This is a genomic window from Microcoleus sp. K1-B1 (assembly GCF_036704705.1).
Classification (GTDB): domain Bacteria; phylum Cyanobacteriota; class Cyanobacteriia; order Cyanobacteriales; family Microcoleaceae; genus Microcoleus.
Map to the genome: position 1 here is coordinate 26,022 of NZ_JAUBSH010000016.1, position 21,041 is coordinate 47,062.

Sequence of the window (21,041 nt, forward strand, 5' to 3'; positions counted from 1 at the left end):
CGGTTTCCCTAGACTAAATTGCTTGCTCCTCAATAATTCCCAGTTTATCGTCTCATAAAATTACGGTAATTTTGCCGCTCAATCGATTTTAAATTTTAGATTTTAAATTTTAGATTTTAGAATTACGATGCCGATCAACCCGGTTTCCCTAGACTAAATTGCTTGCTCCTCAATAATTCCCAGTTTATCGTCTCATAAAATTACGGTAATTTTGCCGATCGCCCGTACCTTAAAGGCTTCATATTAATTATTTGATACAAAACCTTCAAGGCGAGAGCCGATCGAATTTCACGCACTCTTGACTAAAAATCCCTCGTGCGCGTTGACCTTGTTTCTGCCGAATGCCGAACGCTGTTGGATGCCTCAAAAGCAGAGGGATGGCAGAATTTCCCTGTTGAGGCGAAGTCAGATTTATGCTTCGTCCGGGCGAATTACCACAACACCCATCGCGTCGGGAGACAGATATTTGACGGCGGCTTCTCGGAGATCCTCGGCAGTCTGAGCTTGGATGCAGGCGGCATAGTTGAGGGCGGGAGCGATATCTCCTACCATCGACTGATAGTAACCGTACAAACTTGCTCGATCGCTCGGAGTTTCGTTACCAAAGATAAACCGATTTGCTACTTGAGTGCGGATGCGGGAAATTTCGGCATCTGTCACCAGTTCGGTTTGGAGAGTGCGGATGTGTTGGACGATCGCAGCTTCCACTGCTGCCAAGTTTTCTGTCGGTAGTTGAGCGGAAATTGAAAATACGCCGCCGAGTCGCTGAGTCATGTTGCTGACCGAAATTGACGAGACTAGCCCTTTTTCTTCGCGCAAATCCTGAACCAAGCGAGTTGTGCGGCCGTGACCCAATATTGTCGCCAAAACGTCTAGGGCATAAGTTTCGGACATTTCCATGAAACCTGGCACTCGCCACATCACGATCAGTCGGGCTTGCTGAAGGGCAGAGTCTACAAATTCGCGGCGGACTGTTTCTGTAAACGGCGATTCTTGGCCGTAGTTGGGGATTTGGGATTCTGGGTGAAAGTTGCCGACAGCAGGCACATTTATGTTGTTGGTTTGTGCTGTACTTTTTGCTGCAAAACTGTCTGCGACAATTTCTATTAGTCGATCGACTGGCAAATTGCCGACAGCTACGGCTGTCATGGCCCCTGGGTGATATCTGCTGCTGTGGAAATCCCGCATTTGTTGCGCTGTCAACTGTTCGATTACCGCAGTCGGGCCGAGTACCGGTCGCTTGTAGGGCAGGACTTCAAACGCTAATTCCATCGATCGCTGATAGGTGCGGCGGCGGGGATTGTCTTCCGATCGTCTAATTTCTTCTAAGACTACCAGCCTTTCGCGATCGAAGGCGTCGTCGGGAATGCTGGCGTTGAGCAACACATCTACTTGCAGCGGGGCTAGTTCGGCAAAATCTTTAGGGGCTGTGGTGATGTAGTAGTTAGTGTAATCTTGGCTGGTGGCTGCATTGGTGACAGCGCCGCGTTGCTCGATCGCGCGCTCAAATTCGCCACTGGGAATGCTCGGAGTTCCCTTAAAAATCATGTGTTCTAAAAAGTGAGCCATGCCGTTAATGTCGTCTGGTTCGACGGCTGAGCCTAAATTGAGCCACACGCTGAGGTTAACAGCATCAACCGGCAAGTGTTCGGCTATAACGGTGAGGCCGTTGGGGAAATGGCGGATTGTTGGGGCGTTGAGGGGCGATCGGGCTGAGGTTTTGAGTAGGGTGGATGTCATTGTGCTTTTAAATTGATCTTGTTCTCTATATCTTAAAGGGTCTTTAGATTTCTGCCTTAGCAATTAGCAGCTACAATAGAGCAATCGTGGCAAGAATGCCAATGACACGCCGAGAATTTGCACCGACTTTTATGTATGCGGGAACCGCCCTTGATGTTTCCACAGTCAGCATCAGATTTATTACCCACCGCTCCGAATTATCAACCGCCTAATAAATTATTTGGCAATTCCTTAGATGTTGATTTATTCGGAGATATAATAGCAGGAAAAGCCCAACTTACACAACGCTCTTCTCCTCACCATGACTCCAACCATCTCGCAACAAGAAATTACCCCCTTAGTGTTGCAAGTATCTCCGGCAATTGACATGACAGACGAGCAATTTTTTGCTTTCTGCCAACAAAACCAACACTATCGTATCGATCGCACCGCCACGGGAGAAATTACCATTATGTCGCCCACAGGTTCAGAAACCGGCAACCGTAACTTTGATTTAATTGTCCAACTAGGAATCTGGACAAGACAAAACGGAACAGGTATCGGTTTTGACTCCTCCGCCGGATTTACCCTCCCTAACGGCGCGATTAAATCCTCTGATGCTGCTTGGGTAAAATTGGAAAAATGGAACAGCTTAACCGCGGAACAACAGCAAAAATTTGCCCCAACTGCTCCTGATTTTGTTGTAGAATTGCGTTCTCCTAGCGATAACCTACAATCCCTGAAAGACAAGCTGCAAGAATATATTGATAACGGTGTCTCTCTGGGTTGGTTAATCGATCGAAAAAACCGCCAAGTTTATATTTACAGACCCCATACCGAAGTAGAATGTTTAGATAACCCTTCCACCCTCAGCGGTGAATCTATTTTACCGGGTTTTATTCTCGACTTATCAAGTATTTGGTAAATAGCAAATGCTGGGTAGATTCGATTTTAGAGTGATCCTGCAGAAGAAGCCTGGGGGTTGTGATAGTGAGTGCGTTTACGTTAGAATACGTCAAGCAAAAGCGCTGAAAAGTTATCAATGACCGCTAAATTAATACACGACACATCAGTGTCTAAAATTGCTGAAAAATATCGGCAAGCAGGCTATACAGTATTGGTTGACCCTGAACCAGAAGACATCCCTTTCGATTTAGGGACATATCGTCCAAATTTGATTGTAAAAAAGAACGAAGCCGAAGGTTATATAATCGAATTAAACGGTTCCGGCAGGCAAATATCTATAGATAGGTTGAAAGAAATTGCTGAAATTGTTTCTGAAAATACAGGCTGGCGTTTCTTATTAATTACTGAAGAAGATGCTTTTCTAAAATAAAACTCCCATGAAGTAAATCTATTATCTGGGCAACAATTTTTTACTAGAAAAACCAGGATAAACGTCTAATTTCATTAGGAGAAACTGAAGGCGCGTTTTTATCACTTTGGGGAATACTTGAAGCACTTTTGCGTAGACGAGCTGAGGAGGCTATTATTCCAATTGAAAGATTTCCAACTGTATCTCTCATCAAACATATGTATTCGCAAGGAGAACTTTCAATCGAAGAGTACGATCGAGCAATGCTACTTTTAAGCGTAAGAAACCGATTTATTCATGGATTTGAAGCGCCCGAAGTCAATGAGTCTGTATCTGAATTGCTCGCCCTTGTCAATGAATTAATCAGTTTATGGGCACCACAGTTATCTCAGTCCTAAAAAGTTTGGCAATAAGTCCTGAGTTTTTTTGGTGACAGCAAAAGATGGAAAATCTAAATTTGCAGAAAAACTTAATATTTCCACAAGCAGCTTTTCAACGATTTTGGCGATCGACTTCGGGGAAAATCGGCTTAATTTTGACTGTAGCGCTGACGATCGCGGCACTGTTGGCCCCCCTACTTTCTCCTTACGATTCGGCGGTAGATCGAGATTATTTGTCGCGCTTGGTTGCTCCTAGCGCTAAACATTGGTTTGGCACCGACGGTTTGGGGCGAGATTTGTTGGTGCGGGTGTGGCACGGATTGGGGATCTCTTTACTTGTTAGCCTGGTTTCTGTGGGTGCGGGTTTAATTGTGGGAGCGCTTTTGGGGCTGGTGGCCGGGTATTTTCGGGGGTTGCTGGAAATTGCGATCGGCACTTTGGCGGATATTTTGTTAGCTTTTCCTTCGATTTTACTGGCGATCGGCGTTGTTACCGTCACCGGGCCGAGCCTGCAAAGCGTAATTATCGCCGTCAGCCTCGTGCAAATTCCGATTTACATCCGTTTAACTCGCAGTATGGTGCTGTCTCTGCGGGAACAAGAATTTGTTTTGGCTGTCAAGGCCTTGGGCGCCAGCGACTTACGGATTATTTTTCGCCACATTTTGCCGGGAAGTCTCGCGCCTCTAGTTGTACAAGCAACTCTTTCGACTGGTACGGCGACACTAGAAGCTGCTGGTTTGGGTTTTTTGGGTTTGGGCGCACAGCCGCCGGTTCCTGAGTTGGGAACTATGCTTTCTGATGCTTTTAAGGGCGGATACGCTCTTTCTTCTCCTTGGACTATTTTGTTTCCCGGTTTGCTGATTACCTTGACTGTTCTTGGTTTCAACCTTTTGGGGGATGGCCTGCGAGACGTTTTAGACCCCAGAGCGAATTAGAGGGGGAGTGGGGGAATTTATATTTTTGCGTTTTGCCTTCTGCCTTTTACCTTCTGCCTTCTGCCCTCTGCGCCCTCTGCGCCCTCTGCGGTTCATCCCCTCTTCCTTCTTCCTCACTCTAAAATCTAAAATCTAAAATCTACATATATAGTGACTTGACTGCTGTCACGATCTACGCGAAACTTTACATACAACTGATGTATTGCTTCTACCTATTAATAACTTCTGTTAAGTTGTGACTCAAAACCTATCAATTCGTCAAAATTGATATAGCGCTTTTTCAGTCAGCCAACTCTCAAGAAGCTACTTCAGGAGGCATCGTCCCTGGCTTGCTGGTGTCGGTGTCTGTTCTCAATATTCCTATTCAGTCAGCCCGCATTATGGAAACACTAGAGTTTGTGATCTATCCAGATGGCCGCGTACAGGAAACAGTCACCGGCATTGTCGGTGCTTCCTGTGCTGAGGTAACGGCTGCAATTGAAGCTCAGCTCGGCGTGGTGCTTCATCAAGAGTCAACATCTGAATATTTCACGCAAGCGCTGCATCAGTCAGCCGAAGCGACGGCCCAAGTGGCTTTTAGCGATTGGTAATTTTTTTTGTTGAGTTCACTTAAATTTTTTTGGAATCACCATGTCACACTTTAGCCAAATTAAGACCCAGATCCGCAATTTGAATTCTTTGGAAGCTGCTTTAACTGACTTGGGTATCGACTGGAAGTCGGGTCCAACTGAGGTGCGTGGCTATCGCGGCCTAACCAGCACCGCTGAGGTCGTGATTGAGCAAACAAACGGCTACGACGTAGGTTTTAGCTGGAACGGGACTGAGTATGAATTGGTGGCTGACTTGCAGTTTTGGCAGCAAGCTTGGTCTGTAGACCGTTTTCTGAATAAGGTGACTCAGCGCTACGCTTACCATACTGTGGTGAATGAAAGCGCTAAGCAGGGTTTCCAAATTTCTGAGCAAAAGCAAAATCAAGACGGTTCGCTCCGCTTGGTGGTGCAACGCTGGTGCGCTTAATAATTTTTTTTCGAGATTTTTGCAATCTTGTTTCATCAAAGTCCGCCTGCGCGGACTTATTTACTATTGTGGGGGTCTAAATGTCTGAGCTTTCTGGACTCGGAATAGATACAGCAATTGATCGCTCTGGTTTAGAGCCGGAGTTGGGAGGGTTTTTGCGGGATGCGCCCGATCGCTCTGGTTTGGAACCGGAGTTGGGCGGCGTGTTGCGCCAAAAAGGTGTCTATGTTGATGAGATTACCTGCATTGGCTGCAAGCACTGCGCTCACGTTGCTCGCAATACTTTTTATATTGAACCGGATTACGGTCGATCGCGCGTAGTTCGACAAGACGGGGATTCTGAAGAGTTGATTGCTGAGGCGATCGACACTTGTCCGGTGAATTGCATTCACTGGGTTGATTACACCGAACTCAAGAATCTGGAAGAAGAACGCAAGGATCAGGTGATTCCTGTCGTGGGCTTTCCCGTGGAGTATGCGACGATTCGGGCCCGTGGTCGCCAGCGACAAAAGAATAAGTTGGGCGATCGTAAGTTCAAAGGTAACCATTGAAATCCCCAATTCCCATCCGCAGCTTGAAACCTGTGGCTCAAACAACAAAAACAGCCCGCGCGGGCTGTTTTTTGTATAGATTGTATAATTCAAGTTTATTTGAGAGGATGGTGCTCAGCGAGAATTTTCTCAACTCTAGCTTCGTCGATTCTGGCAGTTAATGTTGTTGCCTCGTTGTTATCGCGAATGGTTTTTGCTAAAGTAAAAGACGAGCCGATTGAAAAAGTTAAACCCATACCCATAAAAGCTTTCTGCCAGGGATCTACCTGTAAATAAATGATACCTACAGTAGTTGCGGAAATGGCAAGAATAAAAGAAACCCAGCATTGAAGTATCCAAGCATTAGTATCTTTTTGGCGTATGATTTGTTTCTGCATAGTGCCTCTAAGTCAAATATATCTTTTGGTTCATTAACTTAAAGAATAGATAGCGTGAGTGAAGCGGTCAGGAGAGGAAGGGACAGTTTCGATAAGTGAACAGTGCGATCGAACTTTTTACTAAAAACTCTAACGCTGTAGATAGGGTTTGAGGCTCAAGAAAGACTCGCAGCGAGTGGACAGTTTGAAAACTCCACTAAGGAAAGCTAGTTTTTTCTCAAAATAGCGTAAGGTGCGCGGCCCGGCGCACCCTACTTCTCCCACTCCGCCTCCACCGACCAGAGTTTGGCTCTTGACCCGTTTCAACCGCCGACTCTTATCTACTTATTTTTTTGCTGAGTCTTCGCTTGTTCGATCGCAATTTCCCTGACTGCTTGGAAAGAACTCAAATTCGATGCACCCTCAATGGCCTTCACCGCCAAATCTTGAACCTGTTTCAAAGCAGAATCCAGTTGTTTTGACAAGCTAGCAATGCGCTCATCTTGATTTTGAATTGTCTGCAACATCCCTTGAATTTGCAGTTCATAATTTTGCTTTTGCCCTTCAACATCTTTAGCCGACAAATCCGCCTTAACTTTAGCTTGATAATTGCCAATATTGCGACCGTTATCTTTCCCGTTCTTGATATTAGCTTCCAGTTCTTTCGGGAAAGCTTCTACCTTCGCTTTCACCTCAGCATAAAGTTTTTCCCGTTCCGAAATAGATTTTTCGCGTTCCGCCCACTGTTTCTCCTGTTCTTGCTGAAACTCTTCGATTTCTTGATACAGTCTTTTCTGGCGCTGTTGGTATTCTTCGATGTCCAGATTTCGCTGAAGATTCAAATCATAATCATACAACTCTTCATCCCGCTCACGAGCTTTTTGGTGATTCTCATTGCGTTCTTTAAGGGTCAATTTTTGCAGTTCCTGCTCTTTTTCCCAAGCTTGCCGGCGTTCCAACAATTCCTGTTCAACAGTTTCGCGCTGTTCACTGAGTTCGCCAGCAAAAGTTTTGGCGCTTTCTTCGTACTGTTGAATTAAATTGTCCAGCGTATCTTCTGCAACATCTTCTAAACTGTGCAACTCTTGCAGTTGTTGAATTTCCTCGCCCACAGTGCGGCGCAATTCTTCGACTTTAGCAGCTTCTGAAGTTAATTTTTCCGACAACTCGCTGACAGCGCCACCAAAGCTAAATTGCAGCAAAATCAAATTATCAATTGTGGACTGCATTTTTTGTTGATTTTGAGTTAAAGCCATTGGTGTTGGTGCCTCCACCAGAGGTTTTTCTGGGACTGCTGTTTGCTTTTGAGAAGCGTTTAATAGTTGGATTTGCGATTCTAGCTGCGCTTTTTCTTGCGCTGCTTCCTTGTACGCTTCTAAGATTTCAGCCTTGGTGCTTTTGTCGCTAACTTTTTTGTTCATGACTTTTCATTTCTTAATAGCGTGGAAAATTTATGTCATTTTTTCGTAAGGTGTGTATTGCACACCCTACTGGGTTTTAAGCTTTGTTGGCAAAAGCTTTCATTGCCAAATCTTGCGCTTGCTTCATCGTGGCTTGCAGTTGCGCGGAAATTTCGGCGATTTGTTCGGTTTGTCGCCCAATTGTCTGCTGTAAAGATTGGACTTTCAATTCATATCCTTGCTTGCTTCCTTCCCACTCTTTCTCCACTAAATCTGCCTTGACTTTAGCTTCGCGGGAAACTTCTTGAATTGCTTCTTCTTTGGCTTTGAGATAAGCCTGTTTGAGTTCTTCTTCAAATCCGGCGGCTTTTCTTTGATTCTCTTCAAAGTCCGCTTGATTGTCGCTGAGGACTTTTTCCCGTTCCACCCAATTTTTTTCTTTTTCGCGGGTAGATTCTTGCAAATCCCGTTCTAGTTTACGCTTCGTTTCTTCGTATTCGTCAGTTTCGATTTTGCGGGTGCGCTGTAATTCGTATTGGTAATCGCCTGTTTCTTCCTGGCGATTTTTAGTTATGAGTGCAGTCTCTTCTTGAACTTCTACATCAAATTCTTGTTGTTCTTTTTCCCAAATCTTGCGTTTTTGGGTCGTGTCTTTTTCTAGAATTTCGCGTTGGTTAGCAGCGTTTTGTTCCAGCAGGGTCAATTTTTCTCGGTGCTCTTGAGTTAAAATGTGGAGGGCGTCTGCTACAACTCTGATTTGCTGCAACTCTTGCAATTGTGCGGCTTCAATTTCGATCGCGCGTTTTAATTCGTCTAATTTGGAAGATTCCGCTTTCAGTTTTTCCGAAAGTCCGCTGATGATGCTGCCGAAATCTAATTGCAAGTCAGCCAAGCCTTTGACGATGCTGTCAATTGTGTAGGTGGAAGCGACTTCGAGGAGTTGTTTGTTTTTGGCTTTTTCGGCTGACTGTTCTTTGGTTTCAACTTTGGATTCGATCTTTTTTTTATCTGCTAAAATCTGCTGAAAGTTTTGCAAAATTTGGGCTTTGCTATCTTTGGCAGGTGCTAGTGTCATAATGCTTTTTTCTCCTGATTCTATTTTTTTGAGTCTTTTGAGTGACAAATTTTCAGTTATTCTAAGTTGCGGAGTTGGCTGAGAATGGAACGGTACTTGCTGGCTGCATCGGGTTTTTCTTCGGAATTATCGCTGGCTAGAATTTGGAGAAGTTTCCAGCAGCGATCGCACCGATTTCCTTCCCAGCAGGCGCACTCATCAATTATATTCAAAAGTGCGCCTTTTAGCAATTGATTTTCGGCTAACAAAGCTCGGTAATTCCGCTGGACTGATTCGGCAACTAAAGTCATGTGTTGGAAGTCTTCGGTGAGACTTTCTATGTCGTTAACTGCATCTGTCCGAATTTGGTCTAGCAGCTCAAGATTCTCTTTCAAACGGCTTTCTTGCAGGTTTGGTTTGGTTTTCAGCTTGGTTAATTTCTTCATTTCACTCTGTTATAACAGTTATGGTAAAGGCGCAATTAAATCGCGCCTTTACAACAAAATTAGAACAAGTCAGCAGTTAATTGGTCTTCGGCTGGCGGTAGGGACATACCGCCGTTGGAATTCAAAGCCATAGCATCGCTTTCACCGCTAGCGTGAGCAGCCATCAAGCAGGCAACTTGCTGCGCCGGCAGGTTATCTAAACACACCATAGCTTTTGTTCCTTCTAAGTCAATCATCCGCGATTGATTGCTAGAATCTGACAAAACTGCTGCGGCTTGGTCGATAACCGCCCAATCTTTCCGCTCGTTCCAAGACCATTTCAAGCTGTAGTAGTTGATCGGTTTTACTACTCCGCTGTCGTCGGGTTTCTGACCGGAATGCTTGACAAATTCTGGAACAAAAATTCCGGTTGCCGGCTCTACGCCGCGAGATTGAACTGATGCTACCAAGCGGTTAAAATCGTTCAAGCTGCGGTTTTTGATGTATGTCACCATGACAACTCCTTGCGGCAGTTCGCCTGTTTCCGCGACAAACCAGAGTTGACCCCACAGTGTGTGGGAAGTTTGACCGAGGGAACCGAAGAATTTGGAGAATTTGAGGATTGTCATGGAACACTTGGAACCGTAGTCGGTGTCGCCGATCGCCCACTGGCCACTTTGGCAGTTATTGCGGACGGCGATCGGGATTTCTGGTACTAGCAAAGCATTGCTCGGTTTGGCACCAAATACTGAAAATGTAGGTCTTTCTTGTGTTTTAGTAGTCATTGTTCGTTTTTCCTTAGTTATTGATTTATGTTCTGACAATTAGGAATCGGTAATTGGGAATTGGGAACTCACAACAATCGAATTATTTTTCTTCCTTCTTCCTTCTTCCTTCTTCCTTCGATTACCTAATGAGATGTGTTGTCGCTTTTGGTTCTGGATAGGTATACTCAAGCATCGCCTCTTGTTGAGCTTTGATAATCCGCAGCGCGGCGAGCAAATGCTCTAATGTTTCTAGGTGCGCTGGGGTGAAGTGGATGCTGAAGCCTTCGCCATCCCGCGCGTAGCCGGGACACACCAGTGAGGCTGAGCTTTGTTCTTCGTGGGTGGCGATGTATAGCCAGTCATCGTCTTCGAGCTTGTAATGCGTGTCTGTCCAGGTTCTCAGCATTTGCGATCTGCTCCTCCTTATTTGCTGCGTACAAGCGTTTTGACGCCCAGCGCTTCTCACTCCTCTCAAGTTGACGACGCTATATGTAGCGTGTGAGCTAGGCTAATTTGCACCCTTAACCCTACCAGTCAGGGTTAAATGGTTGATTAAACCGTCAACTAACATCATGGTAGCGCGGGTTGATTTTCCCGTCAAGTATTTTGTTGAACTTTTCATCAAAACAGGCTAGAATGCTTGTCAGGAGGCGAAAAACCGTGGAACAAACATTTGGAAGACTGATCCGTCAAGCTCGCAAGGACAAAGCTTACTCACAACGTGAGCTAGCTGCTATGCTAAGTGTGGATTTTACTTATTTGTCTAAGTTGGAGAACGATCGAGCGGATTACGCGCCAAAAGAGGAGGTAATCCGATCGCTAGCGCGGAATCTCGACATAAACGAAGAGGAATTGATTTTCTTGGCGGGGAGACTGCCGCAGCAGTACGAAGCGCTGCTGAAGCAGAATCCGAAGGAAATGCAGGCTCTTTTCCGCCGGATGCAAGAAAATCCAGATTGGCTCAAACAATCTTTTGAAGCGTAAGAGAGGCCCCTCATAGTGAGTATTTTTAAACCGTATTGCTTCTATCCCAAAGAAACGATCGAGCGTTTGGCAAATGACATCTTGATGCAGATGCAGAAAACGCAAAATTTTGCTCCGAGATGGCCTTTTGATGCGACAACGGTTGCTGATTTTCTGGATTTGGGCGTAGTTTGGGAGTGTATTGAGCCGGATGAAGAAGGTGCGATCGCGGCGAGGATTTTGCCGCAGCAGCGGTTAATCGAAATCAACGAACAGATTCTCGAAAAACCCCCAGGCTTCATCGAATCTACGATCGCCCACGAAATCGGCCACTGGGTGCTACACGTCAATCAAGACGAAGCAGACGGCACTGTGGAACAGTTGGAATTAAATTTAGGCAATCAAGGACAAACGGCGTCTGATGTCGAGGAACCGTTTGTTTGTCGGGGTGCGAGTGCTGATAATAAGGTTTTGTCGATCGAATGGCAAGCGCAATATTTTGCAAGCTGTTTGTTGATGCCTCGGTGTATTTTGGAGGAAAAAAGGCAGGGACGCGATTTAACTAAGTGGTCGCATTTATACAAAATGAGAGATGAATTGGGAGTGAGCATTTCCAATTTGACAAACCGCTTGCAAGAATTCGATTGGATTTACATTCCCAAGGGAACGCGCGAGATTTATGCCGGGAAAGATGCGGCAAACGGACAGCAGCGGTTGTTTGGATAAAAGTGCGATCCTCTTCGAGGGCTGCGCTAACGAATTTGAGGTTTGAGATTGGGAATCGATTCTCTAATCTCAAATCTTTAAAATTAATTTCTAATTAAGTTACATTTTATGCTAACCAATATTGAAATCCTGCTGGCAGCTTGTGAGGAATTAAATATCCCTTACGAAATCCTGCATCCTTCCCAAAACTTGATTAGAATCAAACAGGGCGGCGAAGAATATTATTTTGTCAATTACATGACGCCATTTAACAGCGCGTCAGTAGCAGAGATTTTTAAAGACAAAGAATATACTTATCAACTATTAAACGGCAAAATAAATACTCCCAGAACTCTCGGTTTTGTCTCGCCTCACTGCGAGGAAAAGTATAAAAAGTATTTGATTTTCCCAGATATTGAATCAATAGTTTTAGAAGTAAACAAAAAATTCGCTTACCCGGTGATTCTCAAAAGAAATCGCGGTGCTGGTGGCAACAATGTTTTTTTATGTAAAACTACAGAGCAAATTAAAGAAGCCCTAGAAATTATATTTAACGTCAACAGCAAAGATTATGACTATGTGGCCCTAGCTCAAGAATATATCGAAATTGTCCACGAATATCGGGCTGTATTCTGCAAAGAAAAGCTAGTTTTGCTGTACGAGAAAGACAAATCTCAGGCTAAATTTGCGGGTAATTTAAGCCCGCTGCACTGGGAAGGTGCAAAAGCCAAACATATAATTAACGCCAAACTCATGTCGGAGATTGAAGATTTTGTTAAACCTGTTTTTGCTGAAATTGCGATTAATTATGCGGGGCTTGACATAGCACTAGATAAAAACGGAGCCTATTGGTTAATTGAAATTAACTCAAGTCCCAATTACGATATTTTTGTCAGAGATAACGATCGCCAAATTGTCGTAACAATGTTTAAAGGCATTCTGGATACCTTAATTGTTAACAAAAAGCCGTAAATGCTCGATTTGAATGTACTCGATCGTATTTAGATGAATGTGGTGTAAGCTGTATATTAGCTAAAAGGCTTTAAGCGAGATAGGTTTTAGCCAATAACTTAAAATTCACATTTTTTAATTTAATGTAGCCATCCATGAAAGTCGAGCTATCTTGTAACAATTCTGAATCATCAGGTAGGTAGCTAGGGAGCCAAAAGCTACTCCGAATACTCAAATTACTGTATTGATCCTTTCTCTTCTCTAAAGTCTTTTGAAGCAAGTGTTCATAGACAAACTGTTTACGGATACTTCTACGTTTAATTTCTTCAATTTTGTTGGGATCGCGGAAATATTTAGCGTCTAAGTATTTGATGTCGATTATTTCACAAAAATCTTGATCGAATTGAGCGAATAATTCTTGAATAAAGTGATTAAAATGTGGTTTTATATTTTCTCCAAAAATCCCTCGGCGAAAAAGTGAGCCAGTAAAAACATTATTTTTTATTTCTACGCCTAATGGTTGAAGAATTTCTTTGTTAAATCGATCCCAGTCCCTAATCTGTTTTTTTAAGGCTAAATAAAAGAAATGATTGAAGTAATACATCTGATGGAGAACTTCTAAATTAAGCGGAAAAGAAATTACCCAAAATGAGTAGAAATTATTGGGTAACGGAGCATTAATAATCATATCGCCCTTACTATCAAGCTTATATAATTCCTGTAATTTTTTGATGGTATGATTATTCGTTTCTTGACCCAGATAACCAATTTTCATATTTATATAATGGTCATTAAAATTGCTAGCGATTTCGGTTTCATAGTATTTAGTCATCTCTTGATTCTGATAATCCTTCCAATTATTAGCCCACACTTTATAAGTCTTCTTAACCTCAATTTTATGTCTGATTGATTCAAATAAAATCGAATCGGGAGTCATCGAAGAACCATTTATTTTAAAAGTATTCGATAAGTCAATAAGCTTAGCAGATGATTTTGCTTTTTCCACTGTTCGAGAACTTAGATAGCAATCATCCAAGTAAAGTAGCCATGAGGCATCGCTTCTTTGTACTATATAGGTCAAACACATCGACTCCCAGACACTATGAAAATTTTTAATCCCCCAAATTTCACCATTTTCTGCTTGATGCCAATTGCCATAAAGAAATAACTTGATTGCTTCGTAATACAGCCAATAATCAGCATCTTTTATGGGTGTGTTATGGTCAATTGTTTCTAAGGCATCCTTGAGTATATCTAAAACCTGCTCATAACTATGTTCATCAAAAAGACTGTCTTGATTTCCGAGATGGTGCTGACGAAATCGCTCAGCTAATGCTGTAATTTCAGCATTTACCCCTTCTCCAAGTTGCTGCTTAATCTCGCAAAAGAGATAGCAATACATCGTGACAATATCAGTAGATTCAAATTGCATTACTCGTCGTGGAAGTAGCATTTCATCGACATAAGCTGCATGATTAGGTAAATACACAGCTTGATGTAAGTATTTATGAATCTGGCTGACATCAAACTTGTTACTTTTGCCCAATCGATAAGCAAGGGCTAAAATTTTGGGTTCCTCATAAGCCTTCAAAAAGTGAGTAATAATGTCCAGCTTCGAGTAAAATATATTTTCTGAATCGTCTTCATCATCTTCGATTTCAGAACCGCGATGACTGTTAATTACACCATCACGATCCTGGGTGCCCAACTCACCAATATCATCTATATAACCTTTCTCAATACAGATTTCTTTAAAAGTGCCTAAAATTTTGTAAATTAGGAAAAATAAATCTCGTTTTCCTACAAATGTGTCAAGCTCAGATAGTCGAGCATCAAACCCTTTAGGTAGATAAAAGTACAGTTCGTCATCTTGCTTTTGAATGCCAACAAACGAGTAATTATTGGGGACTCTTAACTTTAATGAATTGAAGTTAATCATAAATTAGCAACTCCTATACAATATAGCAACCACCTTGGCAGTTAGAATGCAATGTCAATTGTGCCAATTGTGCCATAATTTTTTTTACCGAGATTACATACTTTTATCATAAATTCTTCCGTCAAATCGATAAAATCCGAATAGGTAGTTAATTTTACCGTTTGATCTGGAGTAGATAAAAACTGCTCTAACGGTCGCTTATCTCTTGCAAATACACTATCCCAAAGATAAAACATTAATTTATCTTTTACTTGGCTAAGCTCCACTTGACCGTTTTCTGGTTTAATGAACCACCAACCAATTTGTTTATCTTCAATCCGCCGAATCACCTGATAATTTGATTTAATCAATTGATTGATTCCAAAAATACAGTAGGGCCATTCTTTCACTTCCTCCTCTTCCTGATTATAAATTACTAGCTTCACATTTTGGAATGATTCGGGAATATATGCGTTTTCTAGCGGAGTATTAACATATTCCCAGTCCCACCGCCGCTTAAAGGCGCTGTCAAGGTAGTAAATTGATTCATCTGAAGTGTTAATTGTCGCAAGAATAGACAAGTTATGTGGAATATTAATTCGACGTTGTTGTAGAAGGCTAAATACTCTGCTACCCTCAGAATTATTTCCTGCTAATTCATCTTTCCTTCGTTGACAAAAGTCTTCACAAGGTATTTTAGTCTTTCCTTCTTTGATTTCAATTGTTCCATCTTGAATGATTGGCTTTAGGCGCATTGCTTCCAGTAAGCCAACTAACTCCATTTCAGAAATATCGACTTCATAACTCGACCAGCCATCACTTTCGCGATCGAGCAACTGAAATACAGTACCAAAAATAGCTGCCGCATTTCCTCGATTTAATTCATCAATTACGAGCAAGTAATGGTCTTTCTTGCCATCAATTAAACCTTGGTATGCCATTCCCAAAATGCGAATAAAATGCCCTGGGTAAAATTTATAAATAACTGAGTTGCCTTGGGTGAGGGGCAACAACTTCCCCATAAAATCAGCATAAGTGTACTCTGGATGAAACACTGTCTTGACAGTGTGAGTAGTGTCATCCAATGGAATTCCTAATTTATCTCTAGCAATTTCCCGAATCTGGTAGCTTTTTCCCGTCCCTGGACTACCAAAGAGAATCTTTTGAATCGGCTTAATGTTTTCAGGCATTACGGCTATCTAGTATCAATTTCAATACTTTCCACCAAAAAGTATAACATACTCTCTTTAGCAACATCGAAAAATACTTCCATTAGCCTGACATTTGACGCAGGAAGAGGCGATCGCACTTCTTCACACGGTAAAATAAACTTAGTCACAATTCCATCTAAAAAATTACAACACAACTGTTAGAAGTAGAGCAAAAGCTTGCGGAGGTGCGTGAGTGCAAATAGTCTCATCATCTAGATTCAAATATTTATTGCTCTCACCCACGCTACAGCTACAAACTTTATATCACATTCTTTCCAATACCTTAATCCCCAACAACTCCAAACCCAACTTCAAAGTCCTAGCCGTCAAATCGCACAAAATTAACCGCGAAGTCCGCAACGGTTCCTCAGCTTTCAAAACCGGACACTGCTCAAAAAATTGATTGAACTTTTGACTCAATTCAAACAAATACTGACAAATCCGATTCGGTAACAAATCGCCCTCAACCGCATTTATCACTTCACTCAACTGCAATAAATGTTTGGCTAAAACCAACTCTGCATCAGACTGCAAGATTACTTTCGCACCAGCATCTAAATTATCGAAATCAATCTCACCTTTGCGGCGAATTCCCTGCACGCGCACGTAAGCATACAGCATATAAGGAGCGGTATTTCCTTGCAATGCGAGCATTTTGTCGTAACTAAAAATATAGTTGCTTGCGCGATTTTGACTTAAATCGGCATACTTAACGGCACTCAAACCAACGGTTCGAGATACGTTAGCAATGAATTCCTCAGTTTCTTGTCTTTCTTCGACTTTTAATCTCTCTTCTAAATCTTGGCGCGTGCGGACGATCGCCTCATCTAACAAATCCTGCAACCGCACCGTTTCCCCAGAACGAGTTTTGAGTTTTTTGCCGTCTTCTCCCAATACTAAACCGAAGGGAATGTGGACAATTTCGACATCATCAGGAATCCAACCGGCTTTTCTGGCTACTGCAAATACTTGGGCAAAGTGGTTTGCTTGTCCCGAATCTGTGACATAAATTAAGCGCTTTGCATTGTCTTTTTGGATGCGGTAGCGCACTGCTGCTAAATCAGTTGTGGCGTAGTTGTAGCCTCCGTCGGTTTTCTGCACGATTAGCGGCAGTGGTTCGCCTTCTTTATTGGTGAAACCATCTACAAAAACGCATTTCGCGCCGTCACTTTCTACTAGCAAACCTAGAGTGGTTAAATCTTCGACTACTGCGGGCAATAATGGATTGTAAAACGATTCGCCGCGTTCGGTTAATTTGATATCGAGCAAGTCGTAGATTACTTGAAATTCGCGGCGAGATTGATCGCACAGCAATTTCCAAGCGCGGCGGGTGTCTTCTGCGCCTGCTTGCAGTTTTACTACTTCTTGGCGGGCGGTTTCTTTGAAGGTTTCGTCTGTGTCAAAGCGCTGTTTTGCTTGGCGGTAAAATGCGACTAAATCGCCTAAGTCTAGGGCGTCAGCGGTTGTGAGGGCTTCGGGGTGAACTTCGCGCAAGTATGCGATCAGCATTCCGAATTGGGTGCCCCAGTCGCCGATGTGGTTGATTCTGAGTACGTCGTGGCCTTGAAATTCGAGGGTACGGGCGATCGCATCTCCGATGATTGTCGATCGCAAGTGCCCGACGTGCATTTCTTTGGCTATATTCGGACTGGAAAAGTCGATCGCGATTGTCTGAGGCGTTTTCGCCGGTTCAATCCCCAAACGCGAGTCGCCGGCGATCGCACTAATTTGCGCTTCCAAATAAGCCGGTTTCAGCTTCAAATTGATAAAACCTGGCCCAGCGATTTCTGGGGTTTCGCAGATGTCAGTAATATCTAGGTTTTCGATAATTGTCGAGGCGATCGCCCGTGGGGGCTTTCCTAACTTTTTCCCCAAACTCATCGCCGCGTTGCACTGAAAGTCCCCAAAGTTGGGATTGCTGGCGGCGGCTAGCATCGGATCTGCACCTGCATAACTTTCACCGAATGCAGCGGTGAATGCTTTTTCAAATTTTGCTTTTAACTGTTGGGCGATCGAGTTCATCTTTAATATTTTGATTGGATGTTTATTTTAAACTCTAGATTCAGCACTTTTTGCCAATAATACTCTGACTACTTAGGTAATTTTCATCGGCCCATCTCCCTCTGGCCCTCTCCCCCTCTCCTCACCTACTAGGAAATTTTGTACTTAGCTTTGAGGTGCTGATGCGATCAAAATCATTGGCCGTAATAGCACAGAGTACATTTTATCACAGTTGCGATCGCTACACAAATTAAAAATTATCACATCTAGCCAATGATCTCGATCGCTAGATAATTTTGTTAAATCGCTTACATTAAGGTATGTTAAAATTTTTTCAATGCACCCAAAAATCCTACGAAAGGAAGTAGTTATGTTATCTCAACCTATTTTTGGCGATCGCTCTCTGACAATCGCCTTTTATCAAGCAGTAATCGCTCGCTTCTACGACGGTTTCAGTCTCTCCACCCAAGCACTATTACGAGAGTGTACGCTTGGCTTCGCCCCTTGTCCCGATGGAGTCAAAACCTTTTTCATCATCGCGCCGAGTCTCGATGCAGCAGAGCAACTAATGGAAAAAATGGACAGTATTTTGGAGCGAGTTGCCGAACTCATGGCTGGAGTCGGACAAGTTGCCCTGTGCATAGTTCCCCCCGGCAGCGAAGCAGAGCAACCAGTAGATATGCAAGACTTAGAAAAAGTTCCCCCAGATTGTCTGGCTTGCAAATTCTTTACAATTATATGGGCCGATGCTGCGGCCGATCGATAACTTGACAGTTAGCAACCAGCAACTCAACAAGGTTCGGCTCCACCTGTGCCTGTACCGGCGCGGGGTAGATTGTCTGTTAGTTACAATCCCTGGAATTATCGGGCAAAGCGTGCAGGTAATTTAGAGCGTTTGCAAGGTTGCATTCGCAATCCTTGGCAAGTGTTAAACAAGCAGACAAAATATATATCAAAGGCCCGCTTGTCAGTCGCTCAGATTTTTACCTGCCGGCTCAAACAGCCGTGCATCTACTTTTTACATTCCCAATACAGGCCACCAAAAAGCCGCATCAACTATCCTGGGTGTCTCGCTTCAAAAGACAGCAGCAGGAATTAGGCGGTATCGCTGGAAAATAGATTTTTGCGAAATATCTGCTGATGTTCAGGATAAGCAGAAATATTCTCAAAAAGAGATAAGAGTTCCGCACTTTGATCTCAGAAACCCGGTTTTTACCCCCGCGCTTCATATTCGTGGTTCCCTGGGAAATTGACAGAAAATAGGGTGTTTGTGGGAGAGTCAATCAATTTTAGATTTTAGATTTTAGATTTTAGATTGACCCCACGGATAAATGCGGGGGCTTGAGGATTTTTGATTTTTGATTTTGGATTGATTCCACGGATAAATCACGTGGCGGGTACCATCAAGAAATTCCTGGTAACCAGCTAGAAACAGAGCAAAGCTTTACTCAAAAAAAGAGCAGTTTTCCAGCCACACCCTTGGCAGTGCAGAGCGATCGTACCACAAGCTCATAGAATTTGTTAAAAATTTCAGTTGAAAATTTGAATTATTAAATTTTATGCCTAACATTGGGGATAAAATCTAAGATTGAAATTCTCAAATCTGAAATCAAGGCATCATGGTAAAACTGACACCAAATCCCAGCTTTAGTTTAACAATTCGGGTTGCTCTGCCGAACCAGCCGGGAATGCTGGCAAGAGTCACCAGCGCGATCGCATCTGTCGGCGGCAACTTCGGCCAAATCGACTTGATCGAGCAAACCCGCGCCACTACCGTTCGCGATATCACCGTCGATGCTTACAGCCTCGAACATAACGAAGAAATAGTCCAAGCAGTTAAAGGACTGCCAGATATTAAAGTGCTCGAAGTGTACGATCGCACTTTCAACTTGCACCGCGGCGGAAAAATCAGCGTAGTTAGCAAAATTTCCCTGAAACGCCAGTCAGATTTGGCAATGGCATACACCCCTGGAGTCGGCCGCATCTGCACTGCGATCGCCAATGACCCCCAGCAAGTTTATAACCTGACAATCAAACAAAATACTGTTGCCATTGTTACCGACGGTAGCGCAGTTTTGGGACTGGGAAACCTCGGCCCTGCCGCCGCACTGCCAGTTATGGAAGGCAAAGCCATGCTATTTAAAGAATTTGCAGGTATTGACGCCTTTCCTATCTGTTTGAATACCCAAGATACCGAGGAAATTATTCGCACAGTGCAGAATATTGCCCCGGTTTTTGGCGGCGTTAACCTCGAAGATATTTCTTCTCCCCGCTGCTTTGAAATCGAAGCAAGATTGCGGGAAACCTTAGATATTCCGATTTTTCACGACGACCAGCACGGCACTGCGATTGTCAGTTTGGCAGCATTAATTAATGCCTTGAAAATCGTCAAAAAAACCATCTCAGAAGTGTGTATCGTGATAAACGGAGCCGGTGCGGCCGGAGTCGCGATCGCCCGCTTGCTGCGTAAAGCAGGTGCACAAAACATCATCATGTGCGACTCCAAAGGCGTTCTCTCCGAAGACCGCACGGATATGAACCCCGAAAAACTAGAATTTGCCGTGCCTTCGAGCGGTACTTTGGAAGATGCGATCGCCGGTGCCGATGTATTTTTAGGCGTCAGCGCCCCCGGCGTAGTCACCCGTTCGATGGTGCGTTCGATGGCCGAGAATCCCATTGTTTTTGCAATGGCAAATCCCATTCCTGAAATTCAGCCAGAATTAATTATGGAAGATGCGGCGATCATAGCAACCGGACGCAGCGATTACCCGAATCAAATTAACAATGTTTTGGCATTTCCGGGGATATTTCGAGGTGCTTTGGACTGCAAAGCTGCCACGATTACGCCCACTATGTATTTGGAAGCAGCTTATGCGATCGCCTCTTTAGTCAGTCCTTCTCAGCTTGACAAAGAGCACATTATACCGTCGGTTTTTGACGAAAGAGTTGCCATTGCTGTCGCCGGTGCAGTGCAGTTGGCCGCCAGATCCGAAGGTATTGCCCGCGATTAATAGAAGGAAGGAAGAAGGAAGTTCGGCAACGGATTGTGTAACGGATGTAGCGGATATAACGGATATAACGGATGTAACGGATGTCAGTCCGATGGAAGTCGGAAGAAGGAAGAAGGAAGAGGGAAGAAGGTTGGAGGGAAGATACCATGTATAAATTAATGGTCTTTGTACCAGTTTTGTACTTCTTCTTTTGTGATTTTTCGGGTTTCTTCTCCTTCTCTCTTTCCTCCTCCCCGTTGATTATTACTCATTTTTGTTTCTCCATCCTGTCTTTTTCCTCAACATCCATCCGTTAAGTCCCATACAGGGATCGTTGCCGAACGTCCCTCGAACCTCCAACCTCCAACCTCTTCCTTCTTCCC

At 43.6% G+C, this 21,041-nt stretch carries 23 protein-coding genes; 12 read left to right on the plus strand and 11 right to left on the minus strand.

Going from position 1 to position 21,041, the window contains the following annotated elements; all coding sequences use genetic code 11:
- Positions 1-411 precede the first annotated feature (411 nt).
- The gene (locus QUA83_RS08465; RefSeq protein WP_333292538.1) at positions 412-1,740 is read right to left on the minus strand and encodes a pitrilysin family protein; all 1,329 of its coding nucleotides are present in this window, start codon (positions 1,738-1,740) and stop codon (positions 412-414) included.
- A 301-nt stretch (positions 1,741-2,041) separates the two neighbouring features.
- Here QUA83_RS08465 and QUA83_RS08470 point away from each other — a divergent pair, with 301 nt between their 5' ends.
- The 6 genes from QUA83_RS08470 to QUA83_RS08495 all read left to right on the plus strand — a co-directional run bounded on the left by QUA83_RS08470 (position 2,042) and on the right by QUA83_RS08495 (position 5,917).
- Positions 2,042-2,644, plus strand: coding sequence for a Uma2 family endonuclease (locus QUA83_RS08470; RefSeq protein WP_333292539.1), 603 nt, complete (start codon positions 2,042-2,044; stop codon positions 2,642-2,644).
- A gap of 117 nt (positions 2,645-2,761) precedes the next feature.
- A complete protein-coding gene (locus tag QUA83_RS08475; RefSeq protein WP_333292540.1) occupies positions 2,762-3,055 on the plus strand; it encodes a hypothetical protein in 294 nt (97 codons plus the stop codon).
- A 421-nt stretch (positions 3,056-3,476) separates the two neighbouring features.
- Positions 3,477-4,349, plus strand: coding sequence for an ABC transporter permease (locus QUA83_RS08480; protein WP_333153715.1), 873 nt, complete (start codon positions 3,477-3,479; stop codon positions 4,347-4,349).
- A 380-nt stretch (positions 4,350-4,729) separates the two neighbouring features.
- Positions 4,730-4,939 (plus strand): DUF2997 domain-containing protein, encoded by a 210-nt coding sequence (locus QUA83_RS08485; RefSeq protein WP_015176940.1) that lies wholly within the window; start codon positions 4,730-4,732, stop codon positions 4,937-4,939.
- Positions 4,940-4,979: 40 nt separating this feature from the next.
- A complete protein-coding gene (locus QUA83_RS08490; protein WP_333051955.1) occupies positions 4,980-5,366 on the plus strand; it encodes a DUF1257 domain-containing protein in 387 nt (128 codons plus the stop codon).
- Positions 5,367-5,446: 80 nt separating this feature from the next.
- Positions 5,447-5,917 carry a ferredoxin gene (locus tag QUA83_RS08495; RefSeq protein ID WP_333292541.1) on the plus strand — a complete coding sequence of 157 codons (471 nt, stop codon included), beginning with the start codon at positions 5,447-5,449 and terminating at the stop codon, positions 5,915-5,917.
- A gap of 95 nt (positions 5,918-6,012) precedes the next feature.
- Here the strand turns inward: QUA83_RS08495 and QUA83_RS08500 are convergent, their stop codons facing one another.
- From QUA83_RS08500 to QUA83_RS08525, 6 genes are all read right to left on the minus strand, one after another.
- Complete coding sequence (locus tag QUA83_RS08500) at positions 6,013-6,294, minus strand: YiaA/YiaB family inner membrane protein (RefSeq protein WP_190739554.1); 282 nt, start codon at positions 6,292-6,294, stop codon at positions 6,013-6,015.
- Positions 6,295-6,614: 320 nt separating this feature from the next.
- On the minus strand, positions 6,615-7,694 hold the full coding sequence (locus QUA83_RS08505; RefSeq protein ID WP_333292542.1) for a hypothetical protein: 1,080 nt from the start codon (positions 7,692-7,694) through the stop codon (positions 6,615-6,617).
- Positions 7,695-7,770: 76 nt separating this feature from the next.
- Positions 7,771-8,748, minus strand: coding sequence for a hypothetical protein (locus QUA83_RS08510; RefSeq protein WP_333292543.1), 978 nt, complete (start codon positions 8,746-8,748; stop codon positions 7,771-7,773).
- 56 nt (positions 8,749-8,804) lie between these two features.
- The gene (locus tag QUA83_RS08515) at positions 8,805-9,173 is read right to left on the minus strand and encodes a hypothetical protein (RefSeq protein ID WP_333292544.1); all 369 of its coding nucleotides are present in this window, start codon (positions 9,171-9,173) and stop codon (positions 8,805-8,807) included.
- 59 nt (positions 9,174-9,232) lie between these two features.
- Positions 9,233-9,937, minus strand: a complete 705-nt coding sequence (locus QUA83_RS08520) for a hypothetical protein (RefSeq protein ID WP_333292545.1) — start codon at positions 9,935-9,937, stop codon at positions 9,233-9,235.
- 121 nt (positions 9,938-10,058) lie between these two features.
- Complete coding sequence (locus QUA83_RS08525; protein ID WP_006634886.1) at positions 10,059-10,325, minus strand: hypothetical protein; 267 nt, start codon at positions 10,323-10,325, stop codon at positions 10,059-10,061.
- A gap of 254 nt (positions 10,326-10,579) precedes the next feature.
- Here QUA83_RS08525 and QUA83_RS08530 point away from each other — a divergent pair, with 254 nt between their 5' ends.
- The 3 genes from QUA83_RS08530 (at position 10,580) to QUA83_RS08540 (ending at position 12,559) form a co-directional block, all read left to right on the plus strand.
- Entirely contained in the window at positions 10,580-10,903 is a 324-nt protein-coding gene (locus QUA83_RS08530; protein WP_333159648.1) for a helix-turn-helix transcriptional regulator, read from the plus strand.
- 15 nt (positions 10,904-10,918) lie between these two features.
- Entirely contained in the window at positions 10,919-11,608 is a 690-nt protein-coding gene (locus tag QUA83_RS08535) for an ImmA/IrrE family metallo-endopeptidase (protein ID WP_333160792.1), read from the plus strand.
- Positions 11,609-11,716: 108 nt separating this feature from the next.
- Positions 11,717-12,559, plus strand: coding sequence for a YheC/YheD family protein (locus QUA83_RS08540; protein ID WP_333292546.1), 843 nt, complete (start codon positions 11,717-11,719; stop codon positions 12,557-12,559).
- A 70-nt stretch (positions 12,560-12,629) separates the two neighbouring features.
- Here QUA83_RS08540 and QUA83_RS08545 read toward each other — a convergent pair whose 3' ends face one another.
- From QUA83_RS08545 to argS, 4 genes are all read right to left on the minus strand, one after another.
- Complete coding sequence (locus QUA83_RS08545) at positions 12,630-14,477, minus strand: hypothetical protein (RefSeq protein WP_333292547.1); 1,848 nt, start codon at positions 14,475-14,477, stop codon at positions 12,630-12,632.
- Between the two features lie 41 nt (positions 14,478-14,518).
- Positions 14,519-15,646, minus strand: coding sequence for a restriction endonuclease (locus QUA83_RS08550; protein WP_333292548.1), 1,128 nt, complete (start codon positions 15,644-15,646; stop codon positions 14,519-14,521).
- Positions 15,647-15,651: 5 nt separating this feature from the next.
- Positions 15,652-15,795, minus strand: a complete 144-nt coding sequence (locus QUA83_RS08555; RefSeq protein WP_333292549.1) for a hypothetical protein — start codon at positions 15,793-15,795, stop codon at positions 15,652-15,654.
- Positions 15,796-15,931: 136 nt separating this feature from the next.
- Positions 15,932-17,689, minus strand: a complete 1,758-nt coding sequence (gene argS, locus QUA83_RS08560; protein ID WP_333292550.1) for an arginine--tRNA ligase — start codon at positions 17,687-17,689, stop codon at positions 15,932-15,934.
- Between the two features lie 349 nt (positions 17,690-18,038).
- Between argS and QUA83_RS08565 the strand changes: the two genes are divergently transcribed.
- From QUA83_RS08565 to QUA83_RS08575, 3 genes are all read left to right on the plus strand, one after another.
- On the plus strand, positions 18,039-18,434 hold the full coding sequence (locus QUA83_RS08565; RefSeq protein ID WP_333292551.1) for a hypothetical protein: 396 nt from the start codon (positions 18,039-18,041) through the stop codon (positions 18,432-18,434).
- 853 nt (positions 18,435-19,287) lie between these two features.
- A complete protein-coding gene (locus QUA83_RS08570; protein WP_333292552.1) occupies positions 19,288-20,679 on the plus strand; it encodes a malic enzyme-like NAD(P)-binding protein in 1,392 nt (463 codons plus the stop codon).
- Positions 20,666-20,833 carry a hypothetical protein gene (locus tag QUA83_RS08575; protein ID WP_333292553.1) on the plus strand — a complete coding sequence of 56 codons (168 nt, stop codon included), beginning with the start codon at positions 20,666-20,668 and terminating at the stop codon, positions 20,831-20,833. The genes QUA83_RS08570 and QUA83_RS08575 overlap by 14 nt, the downstream gene beginning before the upstream one ends.
- Positions 20,834-21,041 lie beyond the last annotated feature (208 nt).

Excerpts from the sequence above, each read along its gene's own strand:
- QUA83_RS08465 (WP_333292538.1), bottom strand. The coding sequence starts at position 1,740 with ATGACATCCACCCTACTCAAAACCTCAGCCCGATCGCCCCTCAACGCC.
- QUA83_RS08470 (WP_333292539.1), top strand. The coding sequence starts at position 2,042 with ATGACTCCAACCATCTCGCAACAAGAAATTACCCCCTTAGTGTTGCAA.
- QUA83_RS08475 (WP_333292540.1), top strand. The coding sequence starts at position 2,762 with ATGACCGCTAAATTAATACACGACACATCAGTGTCTAAAATTGCTGAA.
- QUA83_RS08480 (WP_333153715.1), top strand. The coding sequence starts at position 3,477 with ATGGAAAATCTAAATTTGCAGAAAAACTTAATATTTCCACAAGCAGCT.
- QUA83_RS08485 (WP_015176940.1), top strand. The coding sequence starts at position 4,730 with ATGGAAACACTAGAGTTTGTGATCTATCCAGATGGCCGCGTACAGGAA.
- QUA83_RS08490 (WP_333051955.1), top strand. The coding sequence starts at position 4,980 with ATGTCACACTTTAGCCAAATTAAGACCCAGATCCGCAATTTGAATTCT.
- QUA83_RS08495 (WP_333292541.1), top strand. The coding sequence starts at position 5,447 with ATGTCTGAGCTTTCTGGACTCGGAATAGATACAGCAATTGATCGCTCT.
- QUA83_RS08500 (WP_190739554.1), bottom strand. The coding sequence starts at position 6,294 with ATGCAGAAACAAATCATACGCCAAAAAGATACTAATGCTTGGATACTT.
- QUA83_RS08505 (WP_333292542.1), bottom strand. The coding sequence starts at position 7,694 with ATGAACAAAAAAGTTAGCGACAAAAGCACCAAGGCTGAAATCTTAGAA.
- QUA83_RS08510 (WP_333292543.1), bottom strand. The coding sequence starts at position 8,748 with ATGACACTAGCACCTGCCAAAGATAGCAAAGCCCAAATTTTGCAAAAC.
- QUA83_RS08515 (WP_333292544.1), bottom strand. The coding sequence starts at position 9,173 with ATGAAGAAATTAACCAAGCTGAAAACCAAACCAAACCTGCAAGAAAGC.
- QUA83_RS08520 (WP_333292545.1), bottom strand. The coding sequence starts at position 9,937 with ATGACTACTAAAACACAAGAAAGACCTACATTTTCAGTATTTGGTGCC.
- QUA83_RS08525 (WP_006634886.1), bottom strand. The coding sequence starts at position 10,325 with ATGCTGAGAACCTGGACAGACACGCATTACAAGCTCGAAGACGATGAC.
- QUA83_RS08540 (WP_333292546.1), top strand. The coding sequence starts at position 11,717 with ATGCTAACCAATATTGAAATCCTGCTGGCAGCTTGTGAGGAATTAAAT.
- QUA83_RS08545 (WP_333292547.1), bottom strand. The coding sequence starts at position 14,477 with ATGATTAACTTCAATTCATTAAAGTTAAGAGTCCCCAATAATTACTCG.
- QUA83_RS08550 (WP_333292548.1), bottom strand. The coding sequence starts at position 15,646 with ATGCCTGAAAACATTAAGCCGATTCAAAAGATTCTCTTTGGTAGTCCA.
- argS (WP_333292550.1), bottom strand. The coding sequence starts at position 17,689 with ATGAACTCGATCGCCCAACAGTTAAAAGCAAAATTTGAAAAAGCATTC.
- QUA83_RS08565 (WP_333292551.1), top strand. The coding sequence starts at position 18,039 with ATGTTATCTCAACCTATTTTTGGCGATCGCTCTCTGACAATCGCCTTT.
- QUA83_RS08570 (WP_333292552.1), top strand. The coding sequence starts at position 19,288 with ATGGTAAAACTGACACCAAATCCCAGCTTTAGTTTAACAATTCGGGTT.